The organism is Aliagarivorans marinus DSM 23064 (assembly GCF_000429485.1).
GTDB lineage: Bacteria > Pseudomonadota > Gammaproteobacteria > Enterobacterales > Celerinatantimonadaceae > Aliagarivorans > Aliagarivorans marinus.
This window is the reverse complement of record NZ_AUBY01000010.1, coordinates 174,535-197,991: the sequence shown is the minus strand read 5'-3', so window position 1 is coordinate 197,991 and position 23,457 is coordinate 174,535. Positions and strand designations below refer to the sequence as shown.

Here is a 23,457-nt window from a genome sequence, read left to right as displayed (position 1 = left end):
TATGATTATTTGGAATGGCTGAAAAATGCACTAAATATCCCTTTGGAGATATCTCTTTGGAGGTGTTTTTTGTCTGTGGATAGGCTAGGGCAACGGGTGGGCGTGTTTGCTATTGGTGCAAAGCTCCGCCCAATTGTGCGTAGTTGGTGCGCTCGCTTTCTCTTTGAGGTCGCCGCAATTATCAAAAAAAGCGAGAAAGTGATTCAACAAAAGCGCCCATTATCATCTGCCGGGTATCGCTTATGATGTCTGCCGTTCCGAGGTACACACGCTTTGTACCTCCTCAACAGCAATTGATAGAGGGTATTAAAGTGTCTCACCAAATCATTCAAGATCTAAACAGCCGTTACACCGCCAAGAAGTACGACGAGAGCAAACGTATCTCGCAAGAAGATATGGCCGTTATCAAAGAAGCGATTCGTCTGTCTGCGTCATCGATTAACTCGCAGCCTTGGAAGTTTATTGTGATTGAGAGTGATGAGGCCAAGCAGCGCTTCCACGACACCTTCGCCAACATGCATCAGTTTAATCAGCCACACGCCAAAGCGGCTTCGCACACCATCTTGCTGGCCTATGACCCAAACTTCACCAAAGAGAAGTTTGCCAAGCGGGTTGATGCCGAAGTGGCCTCAGGCCACCTGCCTGCGGACATGTACGATATGTTTATGGGCGCTTACGCGTTTGCCGAAGCTAACACCGACGAGCACGGCTACAACGGCAGCTGGACCAAAGCACAGGTGTACATTGCGCTGGGTAACCTGCTGCACACCTTGGCGCGTTTAGGCATTGATTCCACCCCTATGGAGGGCGTAGACCCAAGCCTGCTGGGCGAGATCTTCAAAGACGAACTAGACGGCCACGTATGTGAAGTTGCCTTGGCCATCGGCTACCACAAAGATGGCGAAGACTATAACCACGGCCTGCCAAAAGCACGCCTGCCAATGGACGATGTGGTAACTACTCTGTAGTTCCACCGCCCGTTAAGTTTGAACAAAGAGCCGCGAATGCGGCTCTTTTGCGTTCACTGTCCGGCTTCATAGGCTTCAGTAAATCTGTTGCAAAAATAATCATAAAACCGGCTTGTTATTGCAAGTGTAAATCATTATCATTCGCAAAATGTTATGTTGTAACACTAGATAAGGAAGATTTGCATGCAGCCCGGCATTCACCCCGATTACCGCCAAGTGGTATTCCACGACACCAGTGTCGACGAGTACTTTATCATTGGCTCAACCTTGAAGACTGACCGCACCATCGAGTGGAAGGATGGCAAGACCTACCCCTACTACACGCTAGATGTGTCATCCGCGTCGCATCCCTTCTACACCGGTAAGCAGAAAGTGGTGCAATCAGACGGCCGTGTCGCCCAGTTTAATAAGCGCTTTGGCTTTACCTCGAAAGGGAGCAAGTAGCCATGAAGGTTGTGAAGTCGCTGAAGACGGCCAAGAATCGCCATCCGGATTGCCAGATCGTAAAGCGCCGTGGCCGCATGTTCGTTATCTGTAAGACTAATCCGCGCTTTAAAGCGGTGCAGAAGTAGTATCGCTCGACTAACCCGCTAGCGACTCACTAGCGGGTCCAGCAACAAATACCCCGACAAGCCCAGCCATGTGGCGATAATCAGCCAATACAGCAGCGGGTTTTCTTGGCGCCTTACCCGCTCCATAAAGTGGGTCTCGGCGTACTTGATATCGGGGATCACCCAGAACAGGAAGAACAGCCCCCATACCCAGTTGGCATCAAGCAGGATCGCCACCGCAATTCCGATTAAGCCAATCATCGAACGCCATTTTATGCTCGGTTTATGGGGAGTAGTCGGCGTCATCGCTGCGGCCTCATTTGCTTTGTTGCTCTGTGTTGCGTCGGAAACTTGCTGAATATAAAACGCAGCGCCTTGCGGGTCGAAGGCCAGCGCAGTGGGCAGGTCATTGACTGGCGCTTGCTCGATAAGCTCGCCGCCAGCCTTAGTAATCACCTCGCCTGCGCGGCTTAGATCGTCCACCGCGAAATAGACGCCCCAATACTCCTTATCGCCTTTGACCGCGTTGCTGGATACTTGAATCGCAGCGATGGGCTGAGCGGAGTGAGGCGAGGCGCTGATCAGATAGCGCTCAGGCTCTTTGGCTGGGGCGATGTGCCAGTTAAACACCGACTTGTAGAAGGTTTTCACCTTGTCCAAGCTCGACACATGCAGCTCATGCCACAGCCTAAGCCCATGTTGAGCACTTGCTCCTTGGCCCTCGCCAAGCTCACCTTGATAGCAGGTAAAGCCAGCGCCGCTGGGGTCGCGAATCAGTGCGATAAGGCCACCATCCGGGCCCGGTTGGGGCGTTAGCTCTATCTTGGCGCCACATTGCTGAGCTTTGCTTACGGTGGCGTTGATGTCGTCAACCTGGATATAGGACATCCAAAACGATGGCATCTTTATCTTTTGAAATTGCTCGGGCATAACATACACGCCAGCGCTGGCTGTGCTGCCTGCCGAGCCGATGTGATAGCCTTGGCCATCATTGGAGAAGGACCAGCCCAAGCAGTCTCGATAAAACTGCTCGGCACTGGCCAAGTCGAAGGTTGAGAGGTCGGCCCAAACGAATCTGCTAGTCATAGTCCACAGCGCTCCTTGCTGTCAGCTTCTTGCTTGCGCGTTAGTCCTGCGCGTCCTTTCTAAATCCTAAGTAGACTAAGGCCAGTGTAGCTGAAAACACCATTAGGCAGACCGATACTGCGTTGATCACCGGGGTCGATCCCTCTCGCAGGCGCTCATACATAGTGATCGTTAGCGGCGAGTCGGAACCGACCAGCATCAAGGTGGTGTTGAAGTTCTCAAAGGACATCAGGAAGCTGACGATCCCGGCGCTAATCATAGTGGGCCGCAGGTAGGGCAGGGTCACGGTGCTAAAGGCCACCCAGTTATTGGCGCCCAAATTGAGTGCTGCCTCTTCTAAGCTGCGATCAAAGCGGCGGTAGCGGGCGATGAGGATCAGCGAGCAGATCGCCGAGATAAATGAGGCCTGACCGAACACCACCAACACTAAGCCCGGGCGCAACCATGGCCAGTCCCAGCCAATCGCTTCTTCCAGCCCATTGGCCAGTTGGCTGGATGCCACCAAGATCGACACACCCAGAATCACCCCGGGGATCACCAGCGGCAGCTGCATCAGCATATACAGCAGGCCCTTGCCTTTAAACTCGAAGCGCACAAACAGCAGCGCATTGATGGTGGCCATTAGCAGCGACAGCACGGTCACCCCGCAAGCCACCCAGAAGCTGTTTACGATACTGCGCAGCATCCGGCTGTCGTGCAGCAGGCCGAGCTTGGGTTGGCTATAGCCAAAGTACCAGGTCCAAGAGAAGCCCTGCCAAGGCAGCGCGGGGAACAGGCTGTCGTTGAACGAGAACACCACCACCACTACCAGTGGCAGCAGCAAGAACAGTAGAAACAGGCCGATGTACAGCTTGTAGAGCTTGAGGTCGCGGGCCTTAAACGGAATCGATGCAATCATTTAGCGGCCCACCGTGGTGCTAAGGGATTGGCCGCTGAGCTTGAGCGCCAACCACACTAAAAGAGACGAGAGAACCAGCAGCAAGATGCCAAAGGCCGAGCCGAGCTCCCAGTTAAAGCGAGTGATAAATTGGGTGTAGACCATCTCGGTAAACCACAGGCTGTCTTTACCGCCCATCAGGTTGGGGATCAGGTAGTTACCCAAGTTCAGCATAAACACGATAATGCAGCCGGAGACCACACCGGGCATGGCATAGGGGAAGACGATCTCCCAGAAGATATGCCAGCGATTACCACCTAAATCGAAGCCCGCCTCGATATAGCTGTTGTCCATGCTGTCGAGGCTGCTCACCAGTGGCACCACCATAAACAGCATGCCGCTGTAGACCAGCCCAAGGATGATGGTGGCATCGTGGTAGAGCATCTCAATCGGCGCGTCCGCCAAGCCGATGGCCTGCAGCAGCCCACTGATAATGCCTGACTCACGCAGCAGGATCATCCAGCCATAGGCGCGCACCAGTTCGCTGAGCCAGAACGGCAGCAGGCAGCACATCAACAGCGCCAACTTACTGCGCGGCTTGGCCACTTTGGCGATGTAGTAGGCTACCGGAAAGCTAATTAGCAAGGTGATAAAGGTGGCCAGAATCGCCATCCAAGCGGTGCGCAGGTAGGTGTTCCAATACAGCGACTGTTGGAAGAACAACAGGTAGTGCTTAAAGCTGAAGCTGTCGCCCTGCGTCCAGGAGCGCTCGGTAAGCGAGACCTCCAGCATATTGAAGTGGGGCCAGATGATCAGCAGGCCAATCCACAGCAGGAAGGGGGTCAGGAGAAAGTAGAATTGCCAGCGTTGCTGAGACATATCAGGCCTCTTTGCTTTTAACTAGACTTGGCTCAGGGCTGTCTTCTAGCACCAAACAATGCTCAGCGTTCCAGCCCAGTTTTAGCTCGCTACCATCCAAGTTGCCAGCGCTATCACTGATACGGCTGCGCTGTTGCAGCGGCAGCAATACTTGCAGTTGCTGCCCCTCAAACTCGGCCAGTAGCATGCTGTTGGCACCATCGAAGATATCTTGATTCAGGCGGGTAACAATCTGGTTTTCGAAACTGCCTTGGTCAGCGTCATTTAGTGGGTGCAGCGCCTCGGGGCGAATATAGGCCTGTACCCGCTGGCCCACGCTGAGCTGCTGGTGGCTATGACCACGCAGGCGCAGACCGCTTAAGGTTGTGATCTCGACCTTGTCATCATGCTGGCTGACCACCTCGGCCGAGAGCATATTGGTGTTACCAACAAAGCGGGCCACAAAGGGGGTATTGGGCTTGAGGTAGAGATCGACCGGCGCGGCCACCTGTTCAAAGCGGCCGTGGTTCATTACCGCCACCTTATCCGACATCACCATCGCTTCGCTCTGATCGTGGGTGATGTACACAAAGGTGGTGCCAAAGTCGCGCTGTAGCTGTTTAAGCTCCAGCTTCATCTTCTCACGCAGTTTTAAATCAAGTGCGCCGAGTGGCTCGTCGAGCAGCAGCACCTTGGGCTGTAGTACCAAGCAGCGCGCCAAGGCCACCCGCTGTTTTTGTCCGCCGGAGAGCTGCGTTACCGCTTTGTTGGCGGCATCGGGCAGGCCGACCCGCTCTAAGATCTCGCCAATCTTCTTCTGCTGCTCGGCCTTGGCGACCTTTTGCCGCTTCAGGCCATAGGCGATGTTCTCGCCCACGGTCATAGTGGGGAACAGGGCCAGATGCTGGAAAACCATATTGAGCGGCCGGTGGTTGGGCGCCAGGTCATTTACGCGCTGCTGCTGGATAAAGATATCGCCGCTACTGGGACTTTCAAAGCCTGCCAGCATACGCAGCAGGGTAGTTTTGCCACAGCCAGAAGGGCCAAGAATCGAGAAGAAGCTGCCTTCCGCTACTTCAAAGTTGAGTTGGTCAACGGCGCAGAAATCGCCAAAGTGCTTACTGAGTTGCTGGCAGCGGAGTGCGGGGTTTGATGTCATAGCAGTGTCGGACCTAGAGCATGATACAAGTCGGGTTGCCGCAGCGTCGTTAAGTAGCGGCTAAGGGAAGCGCTGTGGCTTCCCTTGGAATTTGGGCGAGGGCAGTTGGCGCCCTCGCTTGGCTTATGCAGGATAATGTTGGCTTAGTTAGCCGCTTGGATGCGATCCAGCGCCAGACCTTCCATCTCTTCAAGACCTGGAGGTACTGCTGGGTACCACTTGATGTTGTCCAGATCCGCTGGTGGGAAGCTCTCTTGGAACTGGGCCTTGGCCACCTCGTTCACAAACTCGTCGGAGCCTTGCGAGGCGGTAAAGTTACCGGCCGCTTCGGTGATCATCGCCGCAATCTCTGGCTGCATCACGAAGTTGATCCATTGGTAAGCAGCATCAACCGCCTTGGCTTTGCGTGGAATGGCGAAGGTGTCGATCCAACCCAGTGCACCAGAGGCTGGTGCTACAAATTTCACGTCGGCGTTATCACGGTTCAGCTTCCAGCCGCCCGCATCCCATGCCATGGCGGCAACTACTTCTTCAGAGCGGATCAGGTTGATAAGCGCATCGCCGCCGGTCCAGTAGGTTTTCACCACTGGCTTACACTCGATCAGCTTGGCTTCTACCTTGTCCAAGATCGCTTGGTACTTGGCAGGATCGCTGTAGGCAGCAAACGGGTCTTCACCCATGGCGTAGGCAAAACCAATCAAGGTTGGGCGCTTCATGCGGTAGCTCACCTTACCCTCGTAGGCGCTGCTACACAGGTCGGTGTAGTCTTTCACATCTTTGGCTTGGGCGGTGTTCACCACCAGGCCACTGGTACCCCACACGTGCGGTACACCGTATACATCGCCGTTTAGCTCGGTGTTCGCTTTGGTAGCGGCTAGCATCGATGGGATCATCTGAGCGGCTTCAACCTTACTCAAGTCGATAGGCTGGTAGATGTTGAATGCTTGCTGGGCACCGGTGATACGGTCTTGGCTTGGCTGGGCCAGATCGAAACCTGCACCGCCAGTCGCACGCAGTTTAGAGATCATATCTTCGTTGTTAGAGGTGGTGACCTTAACTTCAATCCCGGTCTCTTTTTCGAACAGCGCAATCACCTCATCCGGTGCGTAGCCACCCCAAGTGAGTAGGCGTAGGGTTTCAGCACTGGCTGCGGCTGTAACTAATGAAGAGGAGAGCGCGAGTGCGACGAGCGTCTTAGCATGTTTCATTGGAGCTTCCTTGTATCAACGTTGGACGGCCTTATGGCCAGGTGCTTACAGCGCGTGATGACCTTAGAGACTCACTGATTTAGCGGCTTTCGAGTCATCGCGCCTCAGGCATAGCTTTCTGCTAAGCCGATGATGCGCCTGATTTATTACACTTTAATGACCAAATATTAAGCAGTCCAGCGCCACCTCTCGCTTTTTTGCTAAGTGTAAAAAATACGGGACAACCGACTGCTTAGAGGATCCTCTAAGCCGCCTACACGCCATAAAGTTCGGCCAATACTTTCTAATTCGATTTCTATCAGTAAATAGTAATTAGAGAGGGGAGTGGACATGGCGACAATCTCAGAGCGACTCAAAGCGATACAAGACCAACTAGGTGTCGAGGCCGACGGCCAGCTAGGCCCACAAACCTTAAGCGCTATCGAAAAAGCAGTGTTCGGCAAAGAGGGGCATGGCTCGCCCGCGCAGGCTGAGTCCGCACAACTTGGGCTGCGCTTAAGCAGAAGCGGTATCGAGCAGATCGTCGCCTACGAGATTGGCTCTCCCGCCTACTACGACAAGCAGCTACAATCGCCGTGCTGGCCCGGCGGGCAGTCCGGTGTAACCATTGGGATTGATTATGACTTGGGCTATGCCTCCCCCAGCCAGTTTGCTGAGGACTGGCAGCCCCTGCCGGATGCAGTGAAACACACGCTAATAAAGGTACTTGGACTAAAAGGCCACAAAGCCAAGCGCCAGATAGCCTCCCTGCGCAATATCAAGATCCCCTATGCGGTCGCGCTAGACGTATTCACCCTCAGCTCCCTACCATCCTATGCCAGCAAAACCTTAAAGGCGTATCCGGGCTTGGACCAACTCCACCCCGATGCGCAGGTCGCATTAATCTCATTGGTCTACAACCGTGGCACCAGCACCAAAGGGGCTACCCGTACCGAAATGCTAAATCTACGCCGCTGCGTTGCCGAAGGTGACTACTCAGCTATGGCCAAGAACATCCGCTCCATGAAGCGCCTGTGGGTGGGCAAAGGGCTGGATGGTTTGCTTAAGCGGCGAGAGCACGAAGCGCATTTGATTGAGACTGTCACGGATTATGGTGTCGGGGAGTTGGTTCGTTTGTAGCGCTATTGAATAAATTTGGATGTGATCTGTTAGCTGCCATCTCAGGGGTATATTAGTTCAGAGGTGGCAGCTCTAACTCATTCATGCCCCATTCCGTGTTAGGGAGGTCTGCATCACAACTGGCATAGATATACAGTATTGGGAATATGCTCTGTTTGAGCCGGCTAGTATGCTCTCTTTTGTTGCTATGTATCCTCCAGGGTACGGCTAAACGCTAGTTGTAACAGCTTATTTTTAGGTGATAAAGTAGACATTATGTGGTGGATACATAGCGTAACGCTCTGTTTAAAGAGAGCGCTGTGCTATTGAATAAGATGTTACATGCCATAGGAAATATCGTGCCTAGCCAGAATGAAATATGTAAAAAATTCGATGCAATCCCGTCTGTCAGCAAAGGTAATGAGAAGCTAGGCCTTGCTATCGAAACAATAGGCAAGCTTCCTATTAACGGGCTACGGCACGATCCTGAAAATGGTACTTGTGGCTGGTATATTTGGTGTGGCGAAGAAATGTCTGAAGAGCCAGACTTTTTTAAACCATTACACGTCAGCCACATTAGAGAATACCTTCCCGAAATAGAGCAGTACTTATCATTGCCACCGGGCTATAGGTTTTTAGTTGCTGGCGAGTACGAGGATGTATGGCATGATCCACAACTCACTAGCATGTAACAAGTGCATCATGTTCGTGGCATCGCCACAGGACGCATTTAAAGCTGCTTCGCAGCAAAAACAAATGCGCCTCATATGCAGGCGTTATGGTCTAGCGAGATTGAAGTGTATTACATAGATAAAAATTGCACTGTTTGCGAGCAAGGAATGTTAGGCTTCTATAAATGTAGCGATGATAGAACTATTGTGCTTTTGTGTGATGAATGTGATTCGGTGTGGTACTCACCATGTGACGTAGGAAAAATAGAACCCGAACTCACCCAATCACCAAAGTTTAAATTGTCTCGAGTCGACACTTCTCTATCTGGCGGTTCGTGGGCGGAGTATGATGAAATTATTCAAGTTGGCTTTGAAAGTGATTTATCTATAAAGCGGGAATATAAACCATAACAAGTGTAGCTTGCTGAAAACTTTGCTCTCCTTCGTCGCTCCAAGTTTCAGCAACTACAAGCGTTGGGCATCCAAGCTTCGCAGGGAAAATTATAAGATTATGGAATCGATGGAAGAGATTGAGAGTCAATTGTTTGAGAAGAGTGTCGATGAGGTATTGGCTGAGCTTAAAGAAGAAAGAGCGGCTTTGCACCCTGACAAAAATGGAGGGAAGTTTAGATCAAATAAAGAAGAGGAACGCTATCATTTTATATCTGAAGCGATAACGCACATTAACGAAAAAAATAGCTCAAATCAGATGATTCCGGTATCCCAGCTACCGGTAATAATTGAAAGCATAAGCAAAAGTTTGGCTGTCCAGAATAATCCGCCAGCTATTGTAGAGAAGAATCTTAAGGAGTCATTTAGGTCTGATTTGGGGCGAAAATACATGGCCCCCAAAGTAGGATCCGGTATTTTTGCAGCGGTCACGGGCTTTCTCTTTACACAGTCCTCAACACTCATTGAGCATCCGGTGCTTGGCACTTTTTTTAATAGTGTTTTTGGATTCCAGCTATTGGGTATCGGGTTTCTAGTTAGTGTAGGTCTGTTTTTAGTTTATTGGATGCAGGAGCGTAGAGAGGAGGCGCAGTCTACATACCTGCTTAGTGAGGATGCACTTCATGATATATATCATATGATGGAACGTGAATCGGAAAATGGGCTAGTTGAATTGCATAGGATTCGGCGTTTTTATACTCGTTCACATCGTCCTGGCTTTGGTCCAATGAATATACTTTTCTCACCACGCTTAAGCCCTCAAGTAGTAGATCAAATTCTGGAAGTTCAACTGAATCGTCTAGTTGAGCGCAAAGCTATAGAGCAATTGGAACGGCCGGGGATCGATAAGGTTTACAAATTAAATGCCTAACAAAATGATGCAGTCGGACATTTGTAAGCTGTCACCTTTTGTGCAAAAAGACGCATAAAAGCAGCCATCTAACAAATGCCGCTGATCACGGCGTTGATGTGATTCCCTCTGTCAACGCGCACGAGCAAATTCCTACCGAATAACCGGCATAGAAACCTGAGTGAGGGACCATTGGCAAGACACTGTCGGCGGTTGACCTTGCTGATATTCGCGAGTTGGTTATCGCATGACTTGTTTACGCCGTTGGAGCCGAGCCTCTGTCTATAAGCGCGAGTAACAAACATGTTGTTTCGCCTAACGCCGTCGAGGATTGCTCTCACCGCTGCCGCCGGTCTTACTCACTCAAGTTATTTCAAACAAGTCTTCGATTTACCGGTTAGCCCACATGCTCAGATTCTGGGTTAAAACGTTGAACGATATCCCAGATATACCCCAGTAACTCACGGGCAATGGCCGGTACGATTTTGTTGAACTCTTTACCACGGGCCTGAAGCTGTCGGAAGCGCCGGCATAAGCGTTGCTGCGCCTCCCAAGAGCGCTTTTGAAGGTTGATTGAGAGGTCCTGTTGCCTGATTTGCAGCTCTCTGGAGACCTTGGGACTGAAACGATAGGACCAGGCTGCTTCTATCAGTATCCGCCTGGCGTGGGTGTTCCCACATTTGGTTATGCCGCCTTGCCTCTGACGCTGCCCGCTAGAGTGCTCACTGGGTGTAAGGCCGACGAAGCTCATCAGTGCTCGAGGATAGGTAAAGCGGTGCATATCACCCAGCTCAGCCACAATTGCTATCGCCGAGAGAAAGCGAATACCCCGCAGCGCACAGAGGAACTGAACCAACGGATACCAACGCCACTTATTAGCCACTTCCTTCAGCTCTCGTTCTAGGTGTTGTAAACGCTGATAACGTTCTTCGGTAATCGCAATGTAGTGCTGGAATGTGAGCTTTTTGGCAGGTTCGAGGAAGTGGATATCCGCCAGATGGCGCTTGTAGGCATCACTCCAGTTAGTGCGTCCTGAGCAAGGGTGCCCGTTGCGCAGCAAAAAAGACTTGAGCCGCTGACGGGCCTGTCGCAGGTCTATCATGGCATCTTCACGGCAGCGGATTAAGTCGCGTATCGCTTCGTCGTCGGCATCGGGGATGTGGATAGACTCAATCAGGCCAGCTTGAGCCAACCGGGCTAAGGTCATAGCATCACGGCAGTCAATTTTGACCTTATCACCGGGCGCCTTAGGTATCAGCGCAGGCGCGACTACCCAGCATTGCACACCGTACTTCACTATGTGCCGTTGTAACCAATAGCCACAAGGTCCTGCTTCATAAACCACCACTAAGTCACTGGCCTTACAACCAAATTTTTTGATAAGTTTGTTTACAGAACGAACATTGGTGGGGATGGTGCCATGAAAGTGAATGCTGCCATCGCCTGTTGAAGAATAAGCAACGTCAGTGGTTTCCTTGTGAACATCGAGCCCTAGATAGAGGATGCTAGAGTTAACCATGTCGACTTCCTGTGATTGTTAAGGTGTGCACTTAACGGTGTGGCTCTGGTTTGACTAACCCACGACTAACGCGGGAGGTCGGCACCACCACAGGGAATCATGATGTCTACCTGTACATAGAAAAAGAGATATGGCATTACAAAAAACATCCGCAGTGGCAGGGATAGTGAGCGCAATTGTTGCCGTAGCTACCTTCATAATTCTTCTGAATGATAGAGGAGAACATGAATTAGTAAGTGAGCCTAGAATCGTGGCAAAAACGCCTAACCCTACGCCAGTTCAAGAAGATCCAATTTCTCCAGAAGAACCTAAAATTTCTATCCAACTTCCTACAAGTGGTGAATGTTCGGCGCGGCCCAAACTTGATCATGCTTTTGAGGCAGCTGGCAGCATTTACTATAACGATGAAAGAGATGAAGTACTGAGCAAATTGATTGATAAAGCCCTATGCAAAGAAACAATAGATTTTGCTATTCAGGCCGCAGCTAAAGTTTATTACAATGAATCGCGTGATCTTGAGTACATGAAAATAGTGCAGTTTTACTTATCAAATAGTGAATTCGATTTGGCAAAAGTGGCAGCTGGTAAAATTTATTACAACAAAACAAGAGATGCAGCTAATAGGTTGATAATTGAACATGCATTGTAGTTGAGCTAACAAGCGCCGGATTGGTTTTTCGCTGCGCTCCAAACCAACCGAAAATGCAGGCGTTAATCCTCCTATTATAACCCGTTTGTGTCCAGAATTGAGTCACTACATTTTGCTTGCTGGCTGTAAGGTTAAGGCAAACGGTGTGGTCACCATTATCAGAGGGTGTATCAGTTAGTAACCCTTACCGACCTGTCTGCCTACCCAAACTAGCATTATGCTCCTCAAACAAGCTTTGCAGCGCTTCCAACTGTTGGTGCTGCTCCTCGGAAAAAGCGTCCAGCCCCAGCTCTTCTGCCATGTTCTCATAGTGGGTGGGGTTTAACTCTTCACTGAAGCCTTCCGATATGGCGTAGATCTGCTGGTCGCTCAGTGTTTTCAGGGCCGCGGGAAAGCCTCTTCGCTGTAGATAAGGCAGAAAGCGCTCGCTGTAGATATAGCTGATGCCATCGACATTTAGCTGCAGGTTGTCTTCATCTCCGGCCATGGTTCTAAATAGCTGTTGGCGTAGCGCTAGCGTGCCGCTGCCGCTGAGTTGCTCTATCGGAGCGTCTTTCAACTGCTCCATTGCGGTTAATAACTCCGGTGACAAGTGGCTGTCATCCAGCCAGGTGCTCATGGTTGATTCAGGGCGGCGGCGTAGCTGCTCGTGAGCAATCATCTCGTTCATCGACGCCCAGATATGGCCAACTCGGACCAGCAGCATCGCATCGGCGGGGCGCAGCTCATCGATGGGGAAATCCACGGCGTGTTGTGCCAGCGTATCGCTGATGGCCTTAACGCTTTTTTGTAGGTGATCATCAGAGGTCTGCTCGGGGAAGTAGAACGCCGGAGTATCGCTGTAAGGGTTGAAGCTGTAATCGAGCAGATCGATGGGCGCAATGCAGAACTTAATGCCGCGCTGTTGAGCGGTGTCTATCAGCACAGCAGTAAGCGGCGCTGCATCGATTAGCGCATCGAGCCTTAGCCTTGTTTTGATATGCAGGATATTGGCCCGGGTATCGGGTGCCTTCGGCAGGCAGTTTTGCTCGATGTATTGCTGGTCTTGGTCGGCACGCACATGGCCAGCCGCAGCAACAGCAACAGCAACAGCAACAGTGGCAAGCATGACTAACCAAGCAGGTTTCATAGAGCGGACCAAAATAGGTGCGGTCACTAGTACGCGTTGAAGAGAGTGAGCTTGCCGTCTTTATCGAAGCTCACCACATCAAAATCGCGATAGACCTCGCCCGGTGCGGCCATGCCAGGGCTGTGCATCGGCATCCCCGGGGCGCTTAGCCCGGCGATATGTTCGGGGCGCTCAGCCAGCAAACGCTTGATATCGGCCACTGGTACATGCCCCTCTATCAAATAACCGTCGATAATAGCGCTATGGCAAGACAGTGCCTGAGGCGGCAGTCCGTGGGCGCGGCGCACCTCGCTCCAGTCGCGCTCGGTTTGTACCTTCACCTGATAGCCCTTGCCCTCCAAGATATCGGCCCACTCTTGGCAGCAGCCGCAGCTGGGTGATTTGTAGAGAAGCACTTCAGTCGCGGCGCTAGAAAAAGAGAACGCTGCAGCCAGCAAGGCTGCGCTGAATCGAATTGCCATGGTGTTTGTCTCTTAGGTTTTATCGTCAAGTTGTTGAATTAAAAGTAAGTAGCAACGGGAAAAATTACAAGAAACGCGCTGGAAGAGGTCGTTTTGAGGCGGAGGGGGAAGTCGCAATTAGTAATTGGCAAGAGAGTAAGCGCGCTGAGCCATGGGCTGACTCAGCGCGGCGAGGCTTAGGCCAGTTCGCTAAACACCTCATCCAAGGTATCGATAATAAAGTCTGCTTCCTGCTCAGTTAGGGTCAGAATCGGGCACAGACACAGGGTGTTATTAAAGAAGGTGAACGAGCGGTTGGTGCGCCCGATAATCAGCCCCTTTTGCATACATTTCGCCGCCACCTGAGCGCTTACCGTTTCAGCCACTGGCGTTTTGGCGGCCAAGTCGCTAACCAGCTCTAGCCCCAGCAATAAGCCTTTGCCACGTACATCGCCAATCAGCGCGTGGCGCTTTTGCAGATCCTGCAGGCCTTGCAGCAGGTAGTCGCCCATCTTGGCGCTGTTCTCGACCAGCTTCTCGTCTTCCAGAATACGCAGGTTCTCTAGCGCTGCCGCAGGGCCTGCGGTACAGCCACCAAAGGTGGAGATATCGCGGAAGTAGGCATCGCGGTCGCGCGGCTCGGCAATAAACTCTTCGAAGATCTCTTCAGTAGTGACCACGCAGGAGATGGCGGCGTAGCTCGAAGCGACGCCTTTAGCCAAGGTGACAATATCTGGCTTGATGCCGTAGTGCTGGTAGCCAAACCATTTGCCGGTGCGGCCAAGGCCACACACCACCTCATCGATATGCAGCAGCACCTGATACTTCTTACAGATGGCTTGGATCTCCTGCCAGTAGCCCTCGGGTGGGGTAATCACCCCGCCACCGGCGGTGATTGGCTCAAGGATCACCGCGCCGACGGTATCGGGGCCCTCGCGCAGGATGGCCTTCTCCAGCTCTTTAGCGGCCAGGATGCCGTAGTTATCCACGTCGCCAAACTGGCTGCGATACTCGCAGCAGTGGGGGAACTCCACAAAGCCCGGGGCGAAGGGGCCGTATTGCTTGCGGCGCTCTTCCTGGCCAGTGGCGCTGAGGGTGCCGATGGTGGAGCCGTGGTAGTCGCGCTCGCGATACAAAATCTTATGCTTTTTGCCGCCGTATTTAAGGTGGGCGATCTGGCGAACAATCTTAAAGGCCTTCTCGTTCGCCTCGGAGCCCGAGCTGGCGTAGTAGACCCGGCTCATCCCCGGCATCTTCTCCAGCAGTTTCTCGGCAAACTCGGCGGCGGGCAGGGTGCCTGCGGTGCCGGCGAAAAAGTTAAGCTGGGTGAGTTGCTCGCTGATGGCTTTGGAGATCGACTCGCGGCCATAGCCCACGTTGACACACCAGACACCGCCTGCGGAGGCATCCAGATAGCATTTACCGTTTATATCCCACACCTTTGAGCCTTCGCCGCGCACCATCATCATTGGGTCTTGGTTTTGATAGACGCTGTGCTGGCTTAAGTGGTGCCACACATTGGCGCGATCTTGCTCTACTGCCTGGCTGATCTGTTTCTTGCTTTGTACCGCGGGTTCGAAAGAGGCCATCTCGCTACTCCTTGAAATCATGTTGCTCTTGGCGTTATTCCCTTATCTCGACCTTACCCCCGCTGCAAAAACGGCTTTAGCGCCAGTAATTTGAATCAATGGAGCCAGCGCGACGTGGTTGCCAAAAGTGGCTGCAAAATCTGGCTCCATGCAAATCGGGATCTGGTGCTAAATGGCTATGCAGCCTTCCCCGACAATGCCACTAACAAAGAAAGATAAACCTGCGTGAAGCAGTCGGGAGATAGTGCGTGAACGAGTTGTTAGTGGCCTTGCCATTGGTGTTTTTGGCGGCGCTAGTGCGCGGCTATACCGGCTTTGGCTATGCGGCCATTGCCATTGTCGGGATGAATATCTACTTCTCGCCCCAGCAAAGTATTCCAGTGGTGTTGGCCTTGGATGTGCTGTGCAGCCTAAGCCTGCTTAAAGCCGCCCTGAAGGATGTGGATATTGCCACGCTAAAGCTGCTCGGCTTGGGCAGTTTGCTGGGGATCCCGGTGGGCTTTAGCTTGCTGCTATTGTTGCCCGCGGCCTGGCTCAAATTGCTGATCTGCCTGTCGGTACTGGCCTTTGCTTGGGCACTGCACAAGGACTGGCGCCCGGCCAATGCCGGCAGCCCCAAGATGGCGGTGGGTTTTGGTATGGCATCGGGGATGGGCACCGCAGGCGCCTCGGTCGGCGGACCGATGATCGTCTGCTACATGCTGGCCAGTCCGCTTAAGCCGCAAAACCAGCGGGCGACTATGATCCTGTTCTTTATCCTCACCGAGCTTATCTCGATAGCCGCGCTGTTTGGTCAGGGTTTGTTTGGCCAGCAGGAACTTAGCTTGGTCGCCCGCCTGCTACTGCCGACCTTAGTTGGGGTTATGCTCGGCCAGTACCTGTTTGCCCGCCGCCCGCCGGAATCGTTTAAGCATGTTGCGCTGCCGGTGATGGTGGCCGTGGCAGTGATTGGCTTGCTGGCGGCGTTGCGCCAGCTATAGTGTGCTTGTATAAGGATTGCTTAGCTCATCTGGCACGGTTCTTTCTTAGTTTTTGTCAAAAATGACAAGTTGTTAGCTTATGAAAAGTAACCTGCAAGCCAGAATCCGAGTGATTGAAGAACAGCTTTCGCGACGTGAGCGCGCCCTTGCTGAAGCGATGTTGCGCTTAGGTCCGCTGCTACGAAACTACAGTGCGGGTGAGCTGGCGGCGCTGGCGGGGGTGAGTGTCTCGACGGTGTCCCGTTTTATTAAGCGGCTCGGCTACCAGCACTTTAAGCATGCCCTCAAGGAGTCGGGCGATATCAATGTCTCGAATCAGCAACAAGAGGCCCGACTTACTGCCCGTTATGCGGCGGGTAACCTAAAAAAGCACACCCAGCTGCACCTCAGTAGCGAGCAAGAAAATATCCAGCATACCTACGAGCGGCTCGATCAAGACCTGCTAAATACCATCGTCCAGCAACTGGTTGCGGCCAATAAACTGTGGGTGGTGGGCTTTGATGATGACTATGCGATGGCCCACTACGCACGTTCACTACTGATAAGGGTGAAATCTGATATTCGGATGATTCCTTTGTCAGGGTTTCCGGTTGCTGAGGAGTTTGCGTCCATCTCGGAATCTGATGTCATTATGGTGTTTGCCCAGCGCCGCCTCTCTCCCGACGATCTTAAGATCATTGCCTCAGGGCAGGCTGCAGGCGCCCATATCGTATTGATTAGCGGTGAAACCGTTCAGTCCTTGCCTGGAGTGTCGATGCTGCGTTATCGCAGCCGGGGTATGTACATGTTTGACTCCGGGACTGCCGGTATCAGTTTGATTAACCATCTTTGCGCAGAAGTTGGTGGGGTGTTGGGCGAACCTGCTATTAAGCGTCTGTACTTTATTGAAAGTCTTCACGACGAGTGGAATGGCTAGGGCCTGCTTATCTTTCATGTTCGTTTTTGCAGCGATTTCTAGGCCAATCAGGCAAGGCGAAGACTGTGCAGGGTCGCCATCGACATAACAAGCCCCAGTGCTTCATTGCAGTGCTAGCCTTGCTCAGTTTTAGTGCAATTACTGTCTTTTTATCAAGGTGATAGCTTGATGGAAGGCTAACTGAACGCACTAATTCTCATGTAATTCCTCAAAAGCGATCCTTAAATCTCATAAATGACTAGTTATTGGAAAACTAATCATTTGGGTATGGCTGTTGCAATGTTAGGTGCAGGAACCTCGATATTGAAAAGGACGCAAAAGATGACCAAACCTCTCTCTTTGCTGATTGCTATAGGGCTGCTAACAGGCCCGGCGATGGCGAGCAATGACATTATCTGGGCACGCTATGGCGATATAGATAGCCTTGACCCCCACCGCACCACATCTACTCTGTCAATGCAGGTGTGGAATCAGATCTATGAGCCCTTATTGGCGCGCGATGCTGAGGGTAATATTGGCCCCAACTTAGCCAAGGACTACCGGGTGAGTGACGATGGTACGCAAGTAACCTTTGTTCTACATGAAGGGATCCAGTGCCATGATGGCAGCGAGTTTACTGCTGAAGATGTTATCTATACCTATCAGCGCGCTTTTTCAGAGACGAACCCAAGCAACACCCAAAGTGCGTGGGGGCCCATCGAGTCGGTAAACGCTGTGGATGCGCAAACTGTTAGCTTTAGTTTTAGTGAACCCTTCGGCGCATTTATTCCTTTTATGGCTGACCCGTTCGCCAGCATGATCTGTAAGTCCAATGAGCAGTCGCTGGCCTCCTTTGGCAGTACTACCGCGATTGGCACTGGTGCTTGGCAGTTAGTGCAGTGGATCAAAGGCGATCGTATTGAGTTAGCGCGCAACGAGGCCTACGTGAATCACGGCCGTATGGCTGGAAACGCTGGCCCCGCGAAAATGGACAAGCTGATCATCAAGGTTATGCCTGAAGCGCAGGCCCGTCTGGCAGCGTTGCAAACCGGTGAGGTACATATCGCCGAGCCGCCGCTGGAGAGTGTTTCGGTAGTCGAAAACCACCCTCACTTGAACCTGCTTTCCGCGCCTAACACCGGACAAAATGTGTTTATCGAGTTTGCCGTGTCGCGCCCACCGTTTAACGATGTTCGCGCGCGCCAAGCTGTTGCCTATGCGATTGACCCGGATATGGCCCTAGACATTGTGTTTGAGGGGCTGGTAGAGCGCGAGCATTGCACCGTGGCGCGCGGCGTGATGGGCAATGACCAAGACTACTGTAAGCGCATTGGCTATCAGTACGACCCCGCTAAAGCGAAACAGCTGCTCGCCGAACTCGGCTACGACAAGCGCAATCCGATGGACGTGAAGATCATGACTTGGACCGACGGCAGCCGCGACAAACTGCTACAGGTTTTCCAAAGCCAGCTTAAGCAAGTTGGGATTGAAGTCTCTATCGAAATCATGGATATCGGCTCGCTGAATGCGCGGGTAAAACAGGAAAACCATATCACCGAAGGCAAGGGCTCGATGGACTTGATGGGCTGGTCTTGGTACGACCCAGACATTCTCTATCAGTTATGGCACTCGCCCGGCGCTTACGACGGGTACAACTCGCCTGAGTTGGATGCCCTGCTCAAGCAAACCCGTTTGGAAACCAACCCTGAAAAACGGCTGGAGATTGTGCAGCAAGTACAGGCTTATCTTATTGAGCAGGCGGTGCATGTGCCTATCTACACACCGGGGTGGGTGTGGCTATACGGCGTGAATGACAGCGTCTCTGGGCTCAAGTTTGAACCGTTTAACCAACCCATCTTTACCGATGTGGTCGTGAACTAAGCGCGCTGCTAATTATGTGTGCTGCCGGGCTACCCGCCCGGCAATGAGGAGACCTTATGACTACCTACCTGCTGCAGCGACTAATGAGTGCCGCGTTGACGGTTTGGATCACCACTCTGGCTATCTGCTTTTTGATTCACCTAGTGCCGGGCGACCCGGTGCAGATTATGTACGCTCAATCGGCGACGACTAGCCCTGAGCAGCTAGAGCAGATCCGCCACAGTCTGGGGCTGGATCGCTCTATCATCCATCAGTACATCATCTATATGGGTAAGCTGCTGCAAGGGGATATGGGCGTCACCATTCGTGGCCAGCAATCGGTTGCGGAGCTGCTGTTATTGCGCTTGCCCAATACGTTGCTGTTGACCTTGAGCGCGCTAACTCTCGCCATAGCGTTCGGCGGCGTGTCCGGTTTTATAGCCGCTTACAAACAAGGGCAGTGGCCAGATAAGGTGCTGATGACGGGCACTGTGGTAGGAATATCGGTACCGCCATTTTGGTTGGGACTGATTGTACTGTCGTTATTCTCCGTTGAGTTAGGCTGGTTTCCAGTAGCGGGGCAGGGGCTCGGTAGTTTGGTGCTGCCCGCGGTGACTTTGGCGGCCTGCCAAGCGGCGGTGATTGGCCGGATAGTGCGCTCAACCATGATTGACGTATTCGCTCAGGACTATCTGCTCACCGCACGTGCCAAAGGCTTATCTAAGCCCAAGGTATTGCTGCGTCATGCGCTGCGTTCAGGCTTGATTCCCATCGTGTCTGTACTAGGGATGCAGTTTGCCTACATGATGGGGGGCGCGATTGTGATCGAATATGTATTCAGCTGGAACGGGGTGGGGCGGTTGGCGATTCAAGCCATCTTCCAGCGGGACTACCCGTTGATTCAAGGCTTTGTGTTGTGCTTCTCAATGATTGTTGTGTTGGTGTCGGTGGCAATGGACCTGCTGTATGCCTTTTTAGATCCACGTATTAGGCAGGAGTAGAGCCATGGAACAGGTGATCAAAACTCCCTCGCTTTGCGCCGGGCGTTTAACATGGCGGCCAAGCAGGCTAGCCGTATTGCTGGGCATCGTTGCTGCCCTCGTGATAGTGGCGCTGTTGGCACCGCTTATCAGCCCCTATGATTTTGAGGCGATGGCCAGCGGTCCCCGTCTTTCGCCACCGAGTTGGGCGCATTGGTTTGGTACCGATGAGTTTGGCCGAGACATCTTCAGTCGCATTTTGATGGGGACTCGTTTGACCTTAATGGTGGGCTTGGTGTCGGTAGGCGTATCGCTAGGATTTGGCATGTTGATTGGACTGATAGCCGGTTACTGCGGCGGCTGGCCTGAGAAACTGCTAATGCGTGGCATGGATGTGTTGTTCAGCTTTACCGAGATTGTGATTGCGTTGTCGTTAGTTGCCGTGCTGGGGCCGAGTTTGGAAAACGCCATGCTGGCAATCGGCATTGCCGCCATCCCATTTTATGCGCGGGTTTGCTATGGCGCGGTATTAGTTGAAAAAAAGCAGGTCTATGTCGAGTCCACTATCGCCTTGGGCGCTAGCCATTTCCGAGTACTGTTTGTGCATATTCTGCCAAATGTGGTGCCAGTGATGCTGGTGGTTGCCACCATTGGTTTATCGAATGCCATCCTCGCCACTTCTGGCCTTAGCTATCTTGGCCTAGGTGCCCAGCCGCCTTCTCCTGAATGGGGGGCGATGTTAGCCAGCAGTAAGAACTACTTCCAGCGAGCCCCTTGGCTATTGATGATTCCAGGCGGTTGTATCGTGCTGATTGTGTTGTTGTTTAATGTACTAGGGGAGCAGCTACGTAGTGTGCTGGATCCTCGCCGTAAAGGAGAGTCGTAATGGTTGAGACTCAATCCCCTGTTGTACTGTCGGTCGCAGATCTGTCGGTGTCTTTTAAACAGGGAAAAAGTGCTAAAACGGTGGTCAAGGCAATGAGCTTTGACGTGCTAGCCGGAGAGACGTTAGCGGTAGTGGGAGAATCGGGCTCGGGTAAAAGTGTGATGTCTCGGGCTCTGCTAGGTTTACTTCCAGCGGACAGCGCTCATGTGAGTGGGCAAGCCATGCTGAGTAAGCATGGCGAACAGGTGGAGTTGCTGAGCCAGAGCGATCAGTCATTGCGTAAGGTACGCGGTAACCATATCGCGATGATCTTCCAAGAGCCGATGACCGCACTGACTCCAGTGCTTAGTATTGGTGAGCAGTTGATGGAAGGGATCCTGACTCATCAGCCTTTATCACGCAGTGAGGCCTTTGAACTCGCCGTCTCCATGCTACAAGAAGCGCGTATTCCCGAAGCGCGAAAACGTATGGCGCAGTATCCCCATCAGTTATCTGGTGGTATGCGCCAACGGGTGATGATTGCGATGGCACTGGCCTGCCGGCCGCGCATCCTGATTGCCGATGAGCCAACCACCGCATTGGATGTGACGGTTCAGGCGCAGATCCTCAAGCTGATAAATACCCTCAAAACCCAGTACAACACCGCCGTGATGCTGATCACCCATGATATGGGCGTGGTGGCCGAGGCGGCTGATCGGGTACTGGTGATGCGGCGTGGCGACTTTGTGGAAGCCGGTAGCGTGCAGCAAGTGTTCAGCAAGCCCAAGCAGGCTTACACCCAAACACTGCTGGCTTCAGTGCCTAAGCTAGGCAGCAGTGCGAAACAGCCGATAGCAACGATTACAGAAAATGATGCGGCAGTTCCTTTATTTGATGTGGCGGATCTGTGTGTGCAGTTTGATGTAAGAGAAGGGCTGTTTAATCGCGTTCGCTCACGGGTTCACGCGGTTGAGCAAGTCAGTCTAAAGCTATTTCCGGGGGAAACCTTGGCCTTGGTTGGTGAAAGTGGCAGCGGTAAGTCGACCTTGGGTCGAGCGATTCTCAACCTCGTGCCAAGCTGCGCGGGGGCAATACGCTATCGGGGGCGGGACATTACTGGCTGGAGCGCCAGTATGATGCGGCCCTTACGCAAGCAAATTCAGATGATCTTCCAAGACCCCTTTGCCTCGTTAAACCCGCGCAAAACTGTGGGCGCATTGGTGGAAGAGCCATTAAAGCTATTTGATATCTGCCCTGACTCCGAGCGCAAAGAACGCGTTGCCGAACTGTTTGAGCGGGTTGGCTTGAGTGCCGATGATATGACGCGCTACCCGCATCAGTTCTCGGGCGGGCAGCGCCAGCGGATTTGCATTGCGCGCGCCATTGCCTGTGAGCCAAGGGTGATTGTTGCCGACGAATGTTTGTCAGCGCTCGATGTCACCGTGCAGGCTCAGGTCATCGAGTTATTGCAATCGTTGCAGCAAGAGCTGGGGATCAGCTTGCTGTTTATCTCCCATGACTTAGCCGTAGTCGAGCAGATAAGCGACCGCGTGGCGGTGATGTATATGGGGCGAATTGTTGAGATGGGCGACACGGCACGCGTGATCAACCGCCCACAGCATAGCTATACCCAACGCCTGCTTGAGGCGGTGCCTGTGGCGGACCCAACCAAGGCCAGCTTGCTCAACCGGCCCCTGAACAATTCAGAAATTCCCAGTCCGGTGCGCTCTATTTTTGAAGAAATTCCTCGCCATAACATGACCAATATCGCCTCTATCGGTGAGCATTACGTAGCTGATGACAGCGCTGCGGTTGCGCCAAGCCCGGTAACGGAGGATGTGGCCTGATGACCATTGGTATTGTTGCAGATGGGCCAAACATCGCGCTGAAAGTTGTCGATGCGTTGTCCCGCGCTGAGCAGTTTGCTGGCGGCGCAATTGGCGGATTCGTCACCATGGTGGTGTTCGATGAACACAATCAGCCGCACTATTTTGATACCCAGAACGGTGGTGTAACGGCGCTGCAAGGGCGCGTGGCTGAGCTGCAAGGTAGTCAACGGATAGGGCTTATCTCTTCGGGGGCGTGGCGGCCAGAGCCCTTGTCGCGCTTCTTAGCATGGGACGAGCAGGGCAATATTGTCAGCGGCCACCGTTTCCCGCAGCTACTTTCCTCCAGTGGTGAGGCGCTTAACCAACGGCTGTTAAATGAGATACAAGGTCGTGGAATCAACGCCGAGCAATTAGACGGCCTTTTAGCACAGTATCCAGACTTGGATGCAGGCTTTGTCGCCATCGACAAGCTGGGGGGGCTGTATCAACAAGACTGCGCCATGCTCAGCGAAAGAGATGATACCGCTGCCGGCTTAGAGTGCACCGAAACGTGTTCGATAGCGCTGACCATGAACTCCATTGCGCCTGCTGAGTTGGTGAAGGATTTTATCATTGGTTCGGTTACCAGGCCTGAGCAAGAGCTGGGAGTGATTTGTCTTCACTCTGACACTGAGCTTAGAGTGGCACCTTTCAATAAGCTATTTGTAGACGCCGCCGGTCAAGTCCTTCGAGCTGAGTTGAATGACGAGCGCTGTTTTGCTCCCTATTACGAAGGATCGCTGTTTTTAAAGGGCACCGAAGTCTATAACCCGCAGGGCCTGTACGGGGTGACCGCTGATGAACCTTATGTGGTTTGCACCCATGGGCGCATTTCATTCTTGTGTGTCGAGCAGGGAAAAGACGGGGCAGAGCAACTGAATTTGAACTGCGAAGTAGTGGCGTAGTC

The 23,457-nt window shown here is 52.7% G+C and carries 23 protein-coding genes; 14 read left to right on the top strand and 9 right to left on the bottom strand.

Annotated features, from left to right (window positions below; genetic code table 11):
* The first annotated feature begins 311 nt into the window (after window positions 1-311).
* The 3 genes from G461_RS0104090 (at window position 312) to ykgO (ending at window position 1,540) form a co-directional block, all read left to right on the top strand.
* Window positions 312-968: an NAD(P)H-dependent oxidoreductase gene (locus G461_RS0104090; RefSeq protein ID WP_026970902.1), complete on the top strand. Its 657-nt coding sequence runs from the start codon at window positions 312-314 to the stop codon at window positions 966-968.
* A gap of 183 nt (window positions 969-1,151) precedes the next feature.
* The gene (locus tag G461_RS0104085) at window positions 1,152-1,412 is read left to right on the top strand and encodes a type B 50S ribosomal protein L31 (protein ID WP_026970901.1); all 261 of its coding nucleotides are present in this window, start codon (window positions 1,152-1,154) and stop codon (window positions 1,410-1,412) included.
* A 2-nt stretch (window positions 1,413-1,414) separates the two neighbouring features.
* Window positions 1,415-1,540: a type B 50S ribosomal protein L36 gene (gene ykgO / locus G461_RS0104080; protein ID WP_026958833.1), complete on the top strand. Its 126-nt coding sequence runs from the start codon at window positions 1,415-1,417 to the stop codon at window positions 1,538-1,540.
* Between the two features lie 18 nt (window positions 1,541-1,558).
* Here ykgO and G461_RS0104075 read toward each other — a convergent pair whose 3' ends face one another.
* The 5 genes from G461_RS0104075 to G461_RS0104055 all read right to left on the bottom strand — a co-directional run bounded on the left by G461_RS0104075 (window position 1,559) and on the right by G461_RS0104055 (window position 6,707).
* Window positions 1,559-2,605 (bottom strand): VOC family protein, encoded by a 1,047-nt coding sequence (locus tag G461_RS0104075; protein ID WP_026970900.1) that lies wholly within the window; start codon window positions 2,603-2,605, stop codon window positions 1,559-1,561.
* Between the two features lie 40 nt (window positions 2,606-2,645).
* On the bottom strand, window positions 2,646-3,503 hold the full coding sequence (locus tag G461_RS0104070) for an ABC transporter permease (RefSeq protein WP_026970899.1): 858 nt from the start codon (window positions 3,501-3,503) through the stop codon (window positions 2,646-2,648).
* Window positions 3,504-4,361 (bottom strand): ABC transporter permease, encoded by an 858-nt coding sequence (locus G461_RS0104065; protein WP_026958836.1) that lies wholly within the window; start codon window positions 4,359-4,361, stop codon window positions 3,504-3,506.
* 1 nt (window position 4,362) lies between these two features.
* Complete coding sequence (locus G461_RS23230) at window positions 4,363-5,499, bottom strand: ABC transporter ATP-binding protein (RefSeq protein ID WP_035479244.1); 1,137 nt, start codon at window positions 5,497-5,499, stop codon at window positions 4,363-4,365.
* Window positions 5,500-5,642: 143 nt separating this feature from the next.
* The gene (locus G461_RS0104055) at window positions 5,643-6,707 is read right to left on the bottom strand and encodes an extracellular solute-binding protein (protein WP_026970898.1); all 1,065 of its coding nucleotides are present in this window, start codon (window positions 6,705-6,707) and stop codon (window positions 5,643-5,645) included.
* A 330-nt stretch (window positions 6,708-7,037) separates the two neighbouring features.
* Here G461_RS0104055 and G461_RS0104050 point away from each other — a divergent pair, with 330 nt between their 5' ends.
* From G461_RS0104050 to G461_RS0104040, 3 genes are all read left to right on the top strand, one after another.
* Window positions 7,038-7,826 carry a glycoside hydrolase family protein gene (locus G461_RS0104050; protein ID WP_035479239.1) on the top strand — a complete coding sequence of 263 codons (789 nt, stop codon included), beginning with the start codon at window positions 7,038-7,040 and terminating at the stop codon, window positions 7,824-7,826.
* A gap of 299 nt (window positions 7,827-8,125) precedes the next feature.
* Complete coding sequence (locus tag G461_RS0104045; RefSeq protein WP_245587144.1) at window positions 8,126-8,497, top strand: immunity protein Imm33 domain-containing protein; 372 nt, start codon at window positions 8,126-8,128, stop codon at window positions 8,495-8,497.
* 499 nt (window positions 8,498-8,996) lie between these two features.
* The gene (locus G461_RS0104040) at window positions 8,997-9,797 is read left to right on the top strand and encodes a hypothetical protein (RefSeq protein ID WP_157360231.1); all 801 of its coding nucleotides are present in this window, start codon (window positions 8,997-8,999) and stop codon (window positions 9,795-9,797) included.
* Between the two features lie 376 nt (window positions 9,798-10,173).
* Here the strand turns inward: G461_RS0104040 and G461_RS0104035 are convergent, their stop codons facing one another.
* A complete protein-coding gene (locus G461_RS0104035; RefSeq protein ID WP_026970894.1) occupies window positions 10,174-11,295 on the bottom strand; it encodes an IS110 family RNA-guided transposase in 1,122 nt (373 codons plus the stop codon).
* Window positions 11,296-11,425: 130 nt separating this feature from the next.
* On the opposite strand from G461_RS0104035, the gene G461_RS0104030 reads away from it, so the two are divergent.
* On the top strand, window positions 11,426-11,944 hold the full coding sequence (locus G461_RS0104030; protein WP_026970893.1) for a hypothetical protein: 519 nt from the start codon (window positions 11,426-11,428) through the stop codon (window positions 11,942-11,944).
* A gap of 184 nt (window positions 11,945-12,128) precedes the next feature.
* On the opposite strand, the gene G461_RS0104025 is transcribed toward G461_RS0104030, so the two are convergent.
* From G461_RS0104025 to G461_RS0104015, 3 genes are all read right to left on the bottom strand, one after another.
* Window positions 12,129-13,073: a hypothetical protein gene (locus tag G461_RS0104025; RefSeq protein WP_157360230.1), complete on the bottom strand. Its 945-nt coding sequence runs from the start codon at window positions 13,071-13,073 to the stop codon at window positions 12,129-12,131.
* Between the two features lie 26 nt (window positions 13,074-13,099).
* Window positions 13,100-13,534: a DUF411 domain-containing protein gene (locus tag G461_RS0104020; protein ID WP_026970891.1), complete on the bottom strand. Its 435-nt coding sequence runs from the start codon at window positions 13,532-13,534 to the stop codon at window positions 13,100-13,102.
* Window positions 13,535-13,710: 176 nt separating this feature from the next.
* Window positions 13,711-15,102: an aminotransferase family protein gene (locus G461_RS0104015; RefSeq protein WP_051333341.1), complete on the bottom strand. Its 1,392-nt coding sequence runs from the start codon at window positions 15,100-15,102 to the stop codon at window positions 13,711-13,713.
* 248 nt (window positions 15,103-15,350) lie between these two features.
* Between G461_RS0104015 and G461_RS0104010 the strand changes: the two genes are divergently transcribed.
* The 7 genes from G461_RS0104010 (at window position 15,351) to G461_RS0103980 (ending at window position 23,455) form a co-directional block, all read left to right on the top strand.
* Complete coding sequence (locus G461_RS0104010; RefSeq protein ID WP_026970889.1) at window positions 15,351-16,082, top strand: sulfite exporter TauE/SafE family protein; 732 nt, start codon at window positions 15,351-15,353, stop codon at window positions 16,080-16,082.
* 79 nt (window positions 16,083-16,161) lie between these two features.
* Window positions 16,162-16,998, top strand: a complete 837-nt coding sequence (locus G461_RS0104005) for a MurR/RpiR family transcriptional regulator (RefSeq protein ID WP_026970888.1) — start codon at window positions 16,162-16,164, stop codon at window positions 16,996-16,998.
* Window positions 16,999-17,319: 321 nt separating this feature from the next.
* Window positions 17,320-18,858, top strand: a complete 1,539-nt coding sequence (locus G461_RS0104000; protein WP_035479235.1) for an ABC transporter substrate-binding protein — start codon at window positions 17,320-17,322, stop codon at window positions 18,856-18,858.
* Between the two features lie 56 nt (window positions 18,859-18,914).
* Window positions 18,915-19,838, top strand: coding sequence for an ABC transporter permease (locus tag G461_RS0103995; RefSeq protein ID WP_026970886.1), 924 nt, complete (start codon window positions 18,915-18,917; stop codon window positions 19,836-19,838).
* Window positions 19,839-19,842: 4 nt separating this feature from the next.
* Window positions 19,843-20,703 carry an ABC transporter permease gene (locus tag G461_RS0103990; protein ID WP_026970885.1) on the top strand — a complete coding sequence of 287 codons (861 nt, stop codon included), beginning with the start codon at window positions 19,843-19,845 and terminating at the stop codon, window positions 20,701-20,703.
* Entirely contained in the window at window positions 20,703-22,529 is a 1,827-nt protein-coding gene (locus G461_RS23225; RefSeq protein ID WP_051333340.1) for an ABC transporter ATP-binding protein, read from the top strand. Before G461_RS0103990 ends, G461_RS23225 begins: the two co-directional genes overlap by 1 nt.
* Window positions 22,529-23,455, top strand: a complete 927-nt coding sequence (locus G461_RS0103980; protein WP_026970884.1) for a DUF6963 family protein — start codon at window positions 22,529-22,531, stop codon at window positions 23,453-23,455. The genes G461_RS23225 and G461_RS0103980 overlap by 1 nt, the downstream gene beginning before the upstream one ends.
* The last annotated feature ends 2 nt before the right edge of the window (window positions 23,456-23,457 follow it).

What these genes read in the sequence shown, in the direction of transcription:
- G461_RS0104085 (WP_026970901.1), top strand. Translation starts at nt 1,152, where the DNA reads ATGCAGCCCGGCATTCACCCCGATTACCGCCAAGTGGTATTCCACGAC.
- G461_RS0104055 (WP_026970898.1), bottom strand. Translation starts at nt 6,707, where the DNA reads ATGAAACATGCTAAGACGCTCGTCGCACTCGCGCTCTCCTCTTCATTA.
- G461_RS0104020 (WP_026970891.1), bottom strand. Translation starts at nt 13,534, where the DNA reads ATGGCAATTCGATTCAGCGCAGCCTTGCTGGCTGCAGCGTTCTCTTTT.
- G461_RS0103990 (WP_026970885.1), top strand. Translation starts at nt 19,843, where the DNA reads ATGGAACAGGTGATCAAAACTCCCTCGCTTTGCGCCGGGCGTTTAACA.
- G461_RS23225 (WP_051333340.1), top strand. Translation starts at nt 20,703, where the DNA reads ATGGTTGAGACTCAATCCCCTGTTGTACTGTCGGTCGCAGATCTGTCG.
- ykgO (WP_026958833.1), top strand. Translation starts at nt 1,415, where the DNA reads ATGAAGGTTGTGAAGTCGCTGAAGACGGCCAAGAATCGCCATCCGGAT.
- G461_RS0104065 (WP_026958836.1), bottom strand. Translation starts at nt 4,361, where the DNA reads ATGTCTCAGCAACGCTGGCAATTCTACTTTCTCCTGACCCCCTTCCTG.
- G461_RS0104025 (WP_157360230.1), bottom strand. Translation starts at nt 13,073, where the DNA reads ATGAAACCTGCTTGGTTAGTCATGCTTGCCACTGTTGCTGTTGCTGTT.
- G461_RS0104015 (WP_051333341.1), bottom strand. Translation starts at nt 15,102, where the DNA reads ATGGCCTCTTTCGAACCCGCGGTACAAAGCAAGAAACAGATCAGCCAG.
- G461_RS0104005 (WP_026970888.1), top strand. Translation starts at nt 16,162, where the DNA reads ATGAAAAGTAACCTGCAAGCCAGAATCCGAGTGATTGAAGAACAGCTT.
- G461_RS0104050 (WP_035479239.1), top strand. Translation starts at nt 7,038, where the DNA reads ATGGCGACAATCTCAGAGCGACTCAAAGCGATACAAGACCAACTAGGT.
- G461_RS0104075 (WP_026970900.1), bottom strand. Translation starts at nt 2,605, where the DNA reads ATGACTAGCAGATTCGTTTGGGCCGACCTCTCAACCTTCGACTTGGCC.
- G461_RS0103995 (WP_026970886.1), top strand. Translation starts at nt 18,915, where the DNA reads ATGACTACCTACCTGCTGCAGCGACTAATGAGTGCCGCGTTGACGGTT.
- G461_RS23230 (WP_035479244.1), bottom strand. Translation starts at nt 5,499, where the DNA reads ATGACATCAAACCCCGCACTCCGCTGCCAGCAACTCAGTAAGCACTTT.
- G461_RS0104035 (WP_026970894.1), bottom strand. Translation starts at nt 11,295, where the DNA reads ATGGTTAACTCTAGCATCCTCTATCTAGGGCTCGATGTTCACAAGGAA.
- G461_RS0103980 (WP_026970884.1), top strand. Translation starts at nt 22,529, where the DNA reads ATGACCATTGGTATTGTTGCAGATGGGCCAAACATCGCGCTGAAAGTT.
- G461_RS0104000 (WP_035479235.1), top strand. Translation starts at nt 17,320, where the DNA reads ATGACCAAACCTCTCTCTTTGCTGATTGCTATAGGGCTGCTAACAGGC.
- G461_RS0104040 (WP_157360231.1), top strand. Translation starts at nt 8,997, where the DNA reads ATGGAAGAGATTGAGAGTCAATTGTTTGAGAAGAGTGTCGATGAGGTA.
- G461_RS0104030 (WP_026970893.1), top strand. Translation starts at nt 11,426, where the DNA reads ATGGCATTACAAAAAACATCCGCAGTGGCAGGGATAGTGAGCGCAATT.
- G461_RS0104070 (WP_026970899.1), bottom strand. Translation starts at nt 3,503, where the DNA reads ATGATTGCATCGATTCCGTTTAAGGCCCGCGACCTCAAGCTCTACAAG.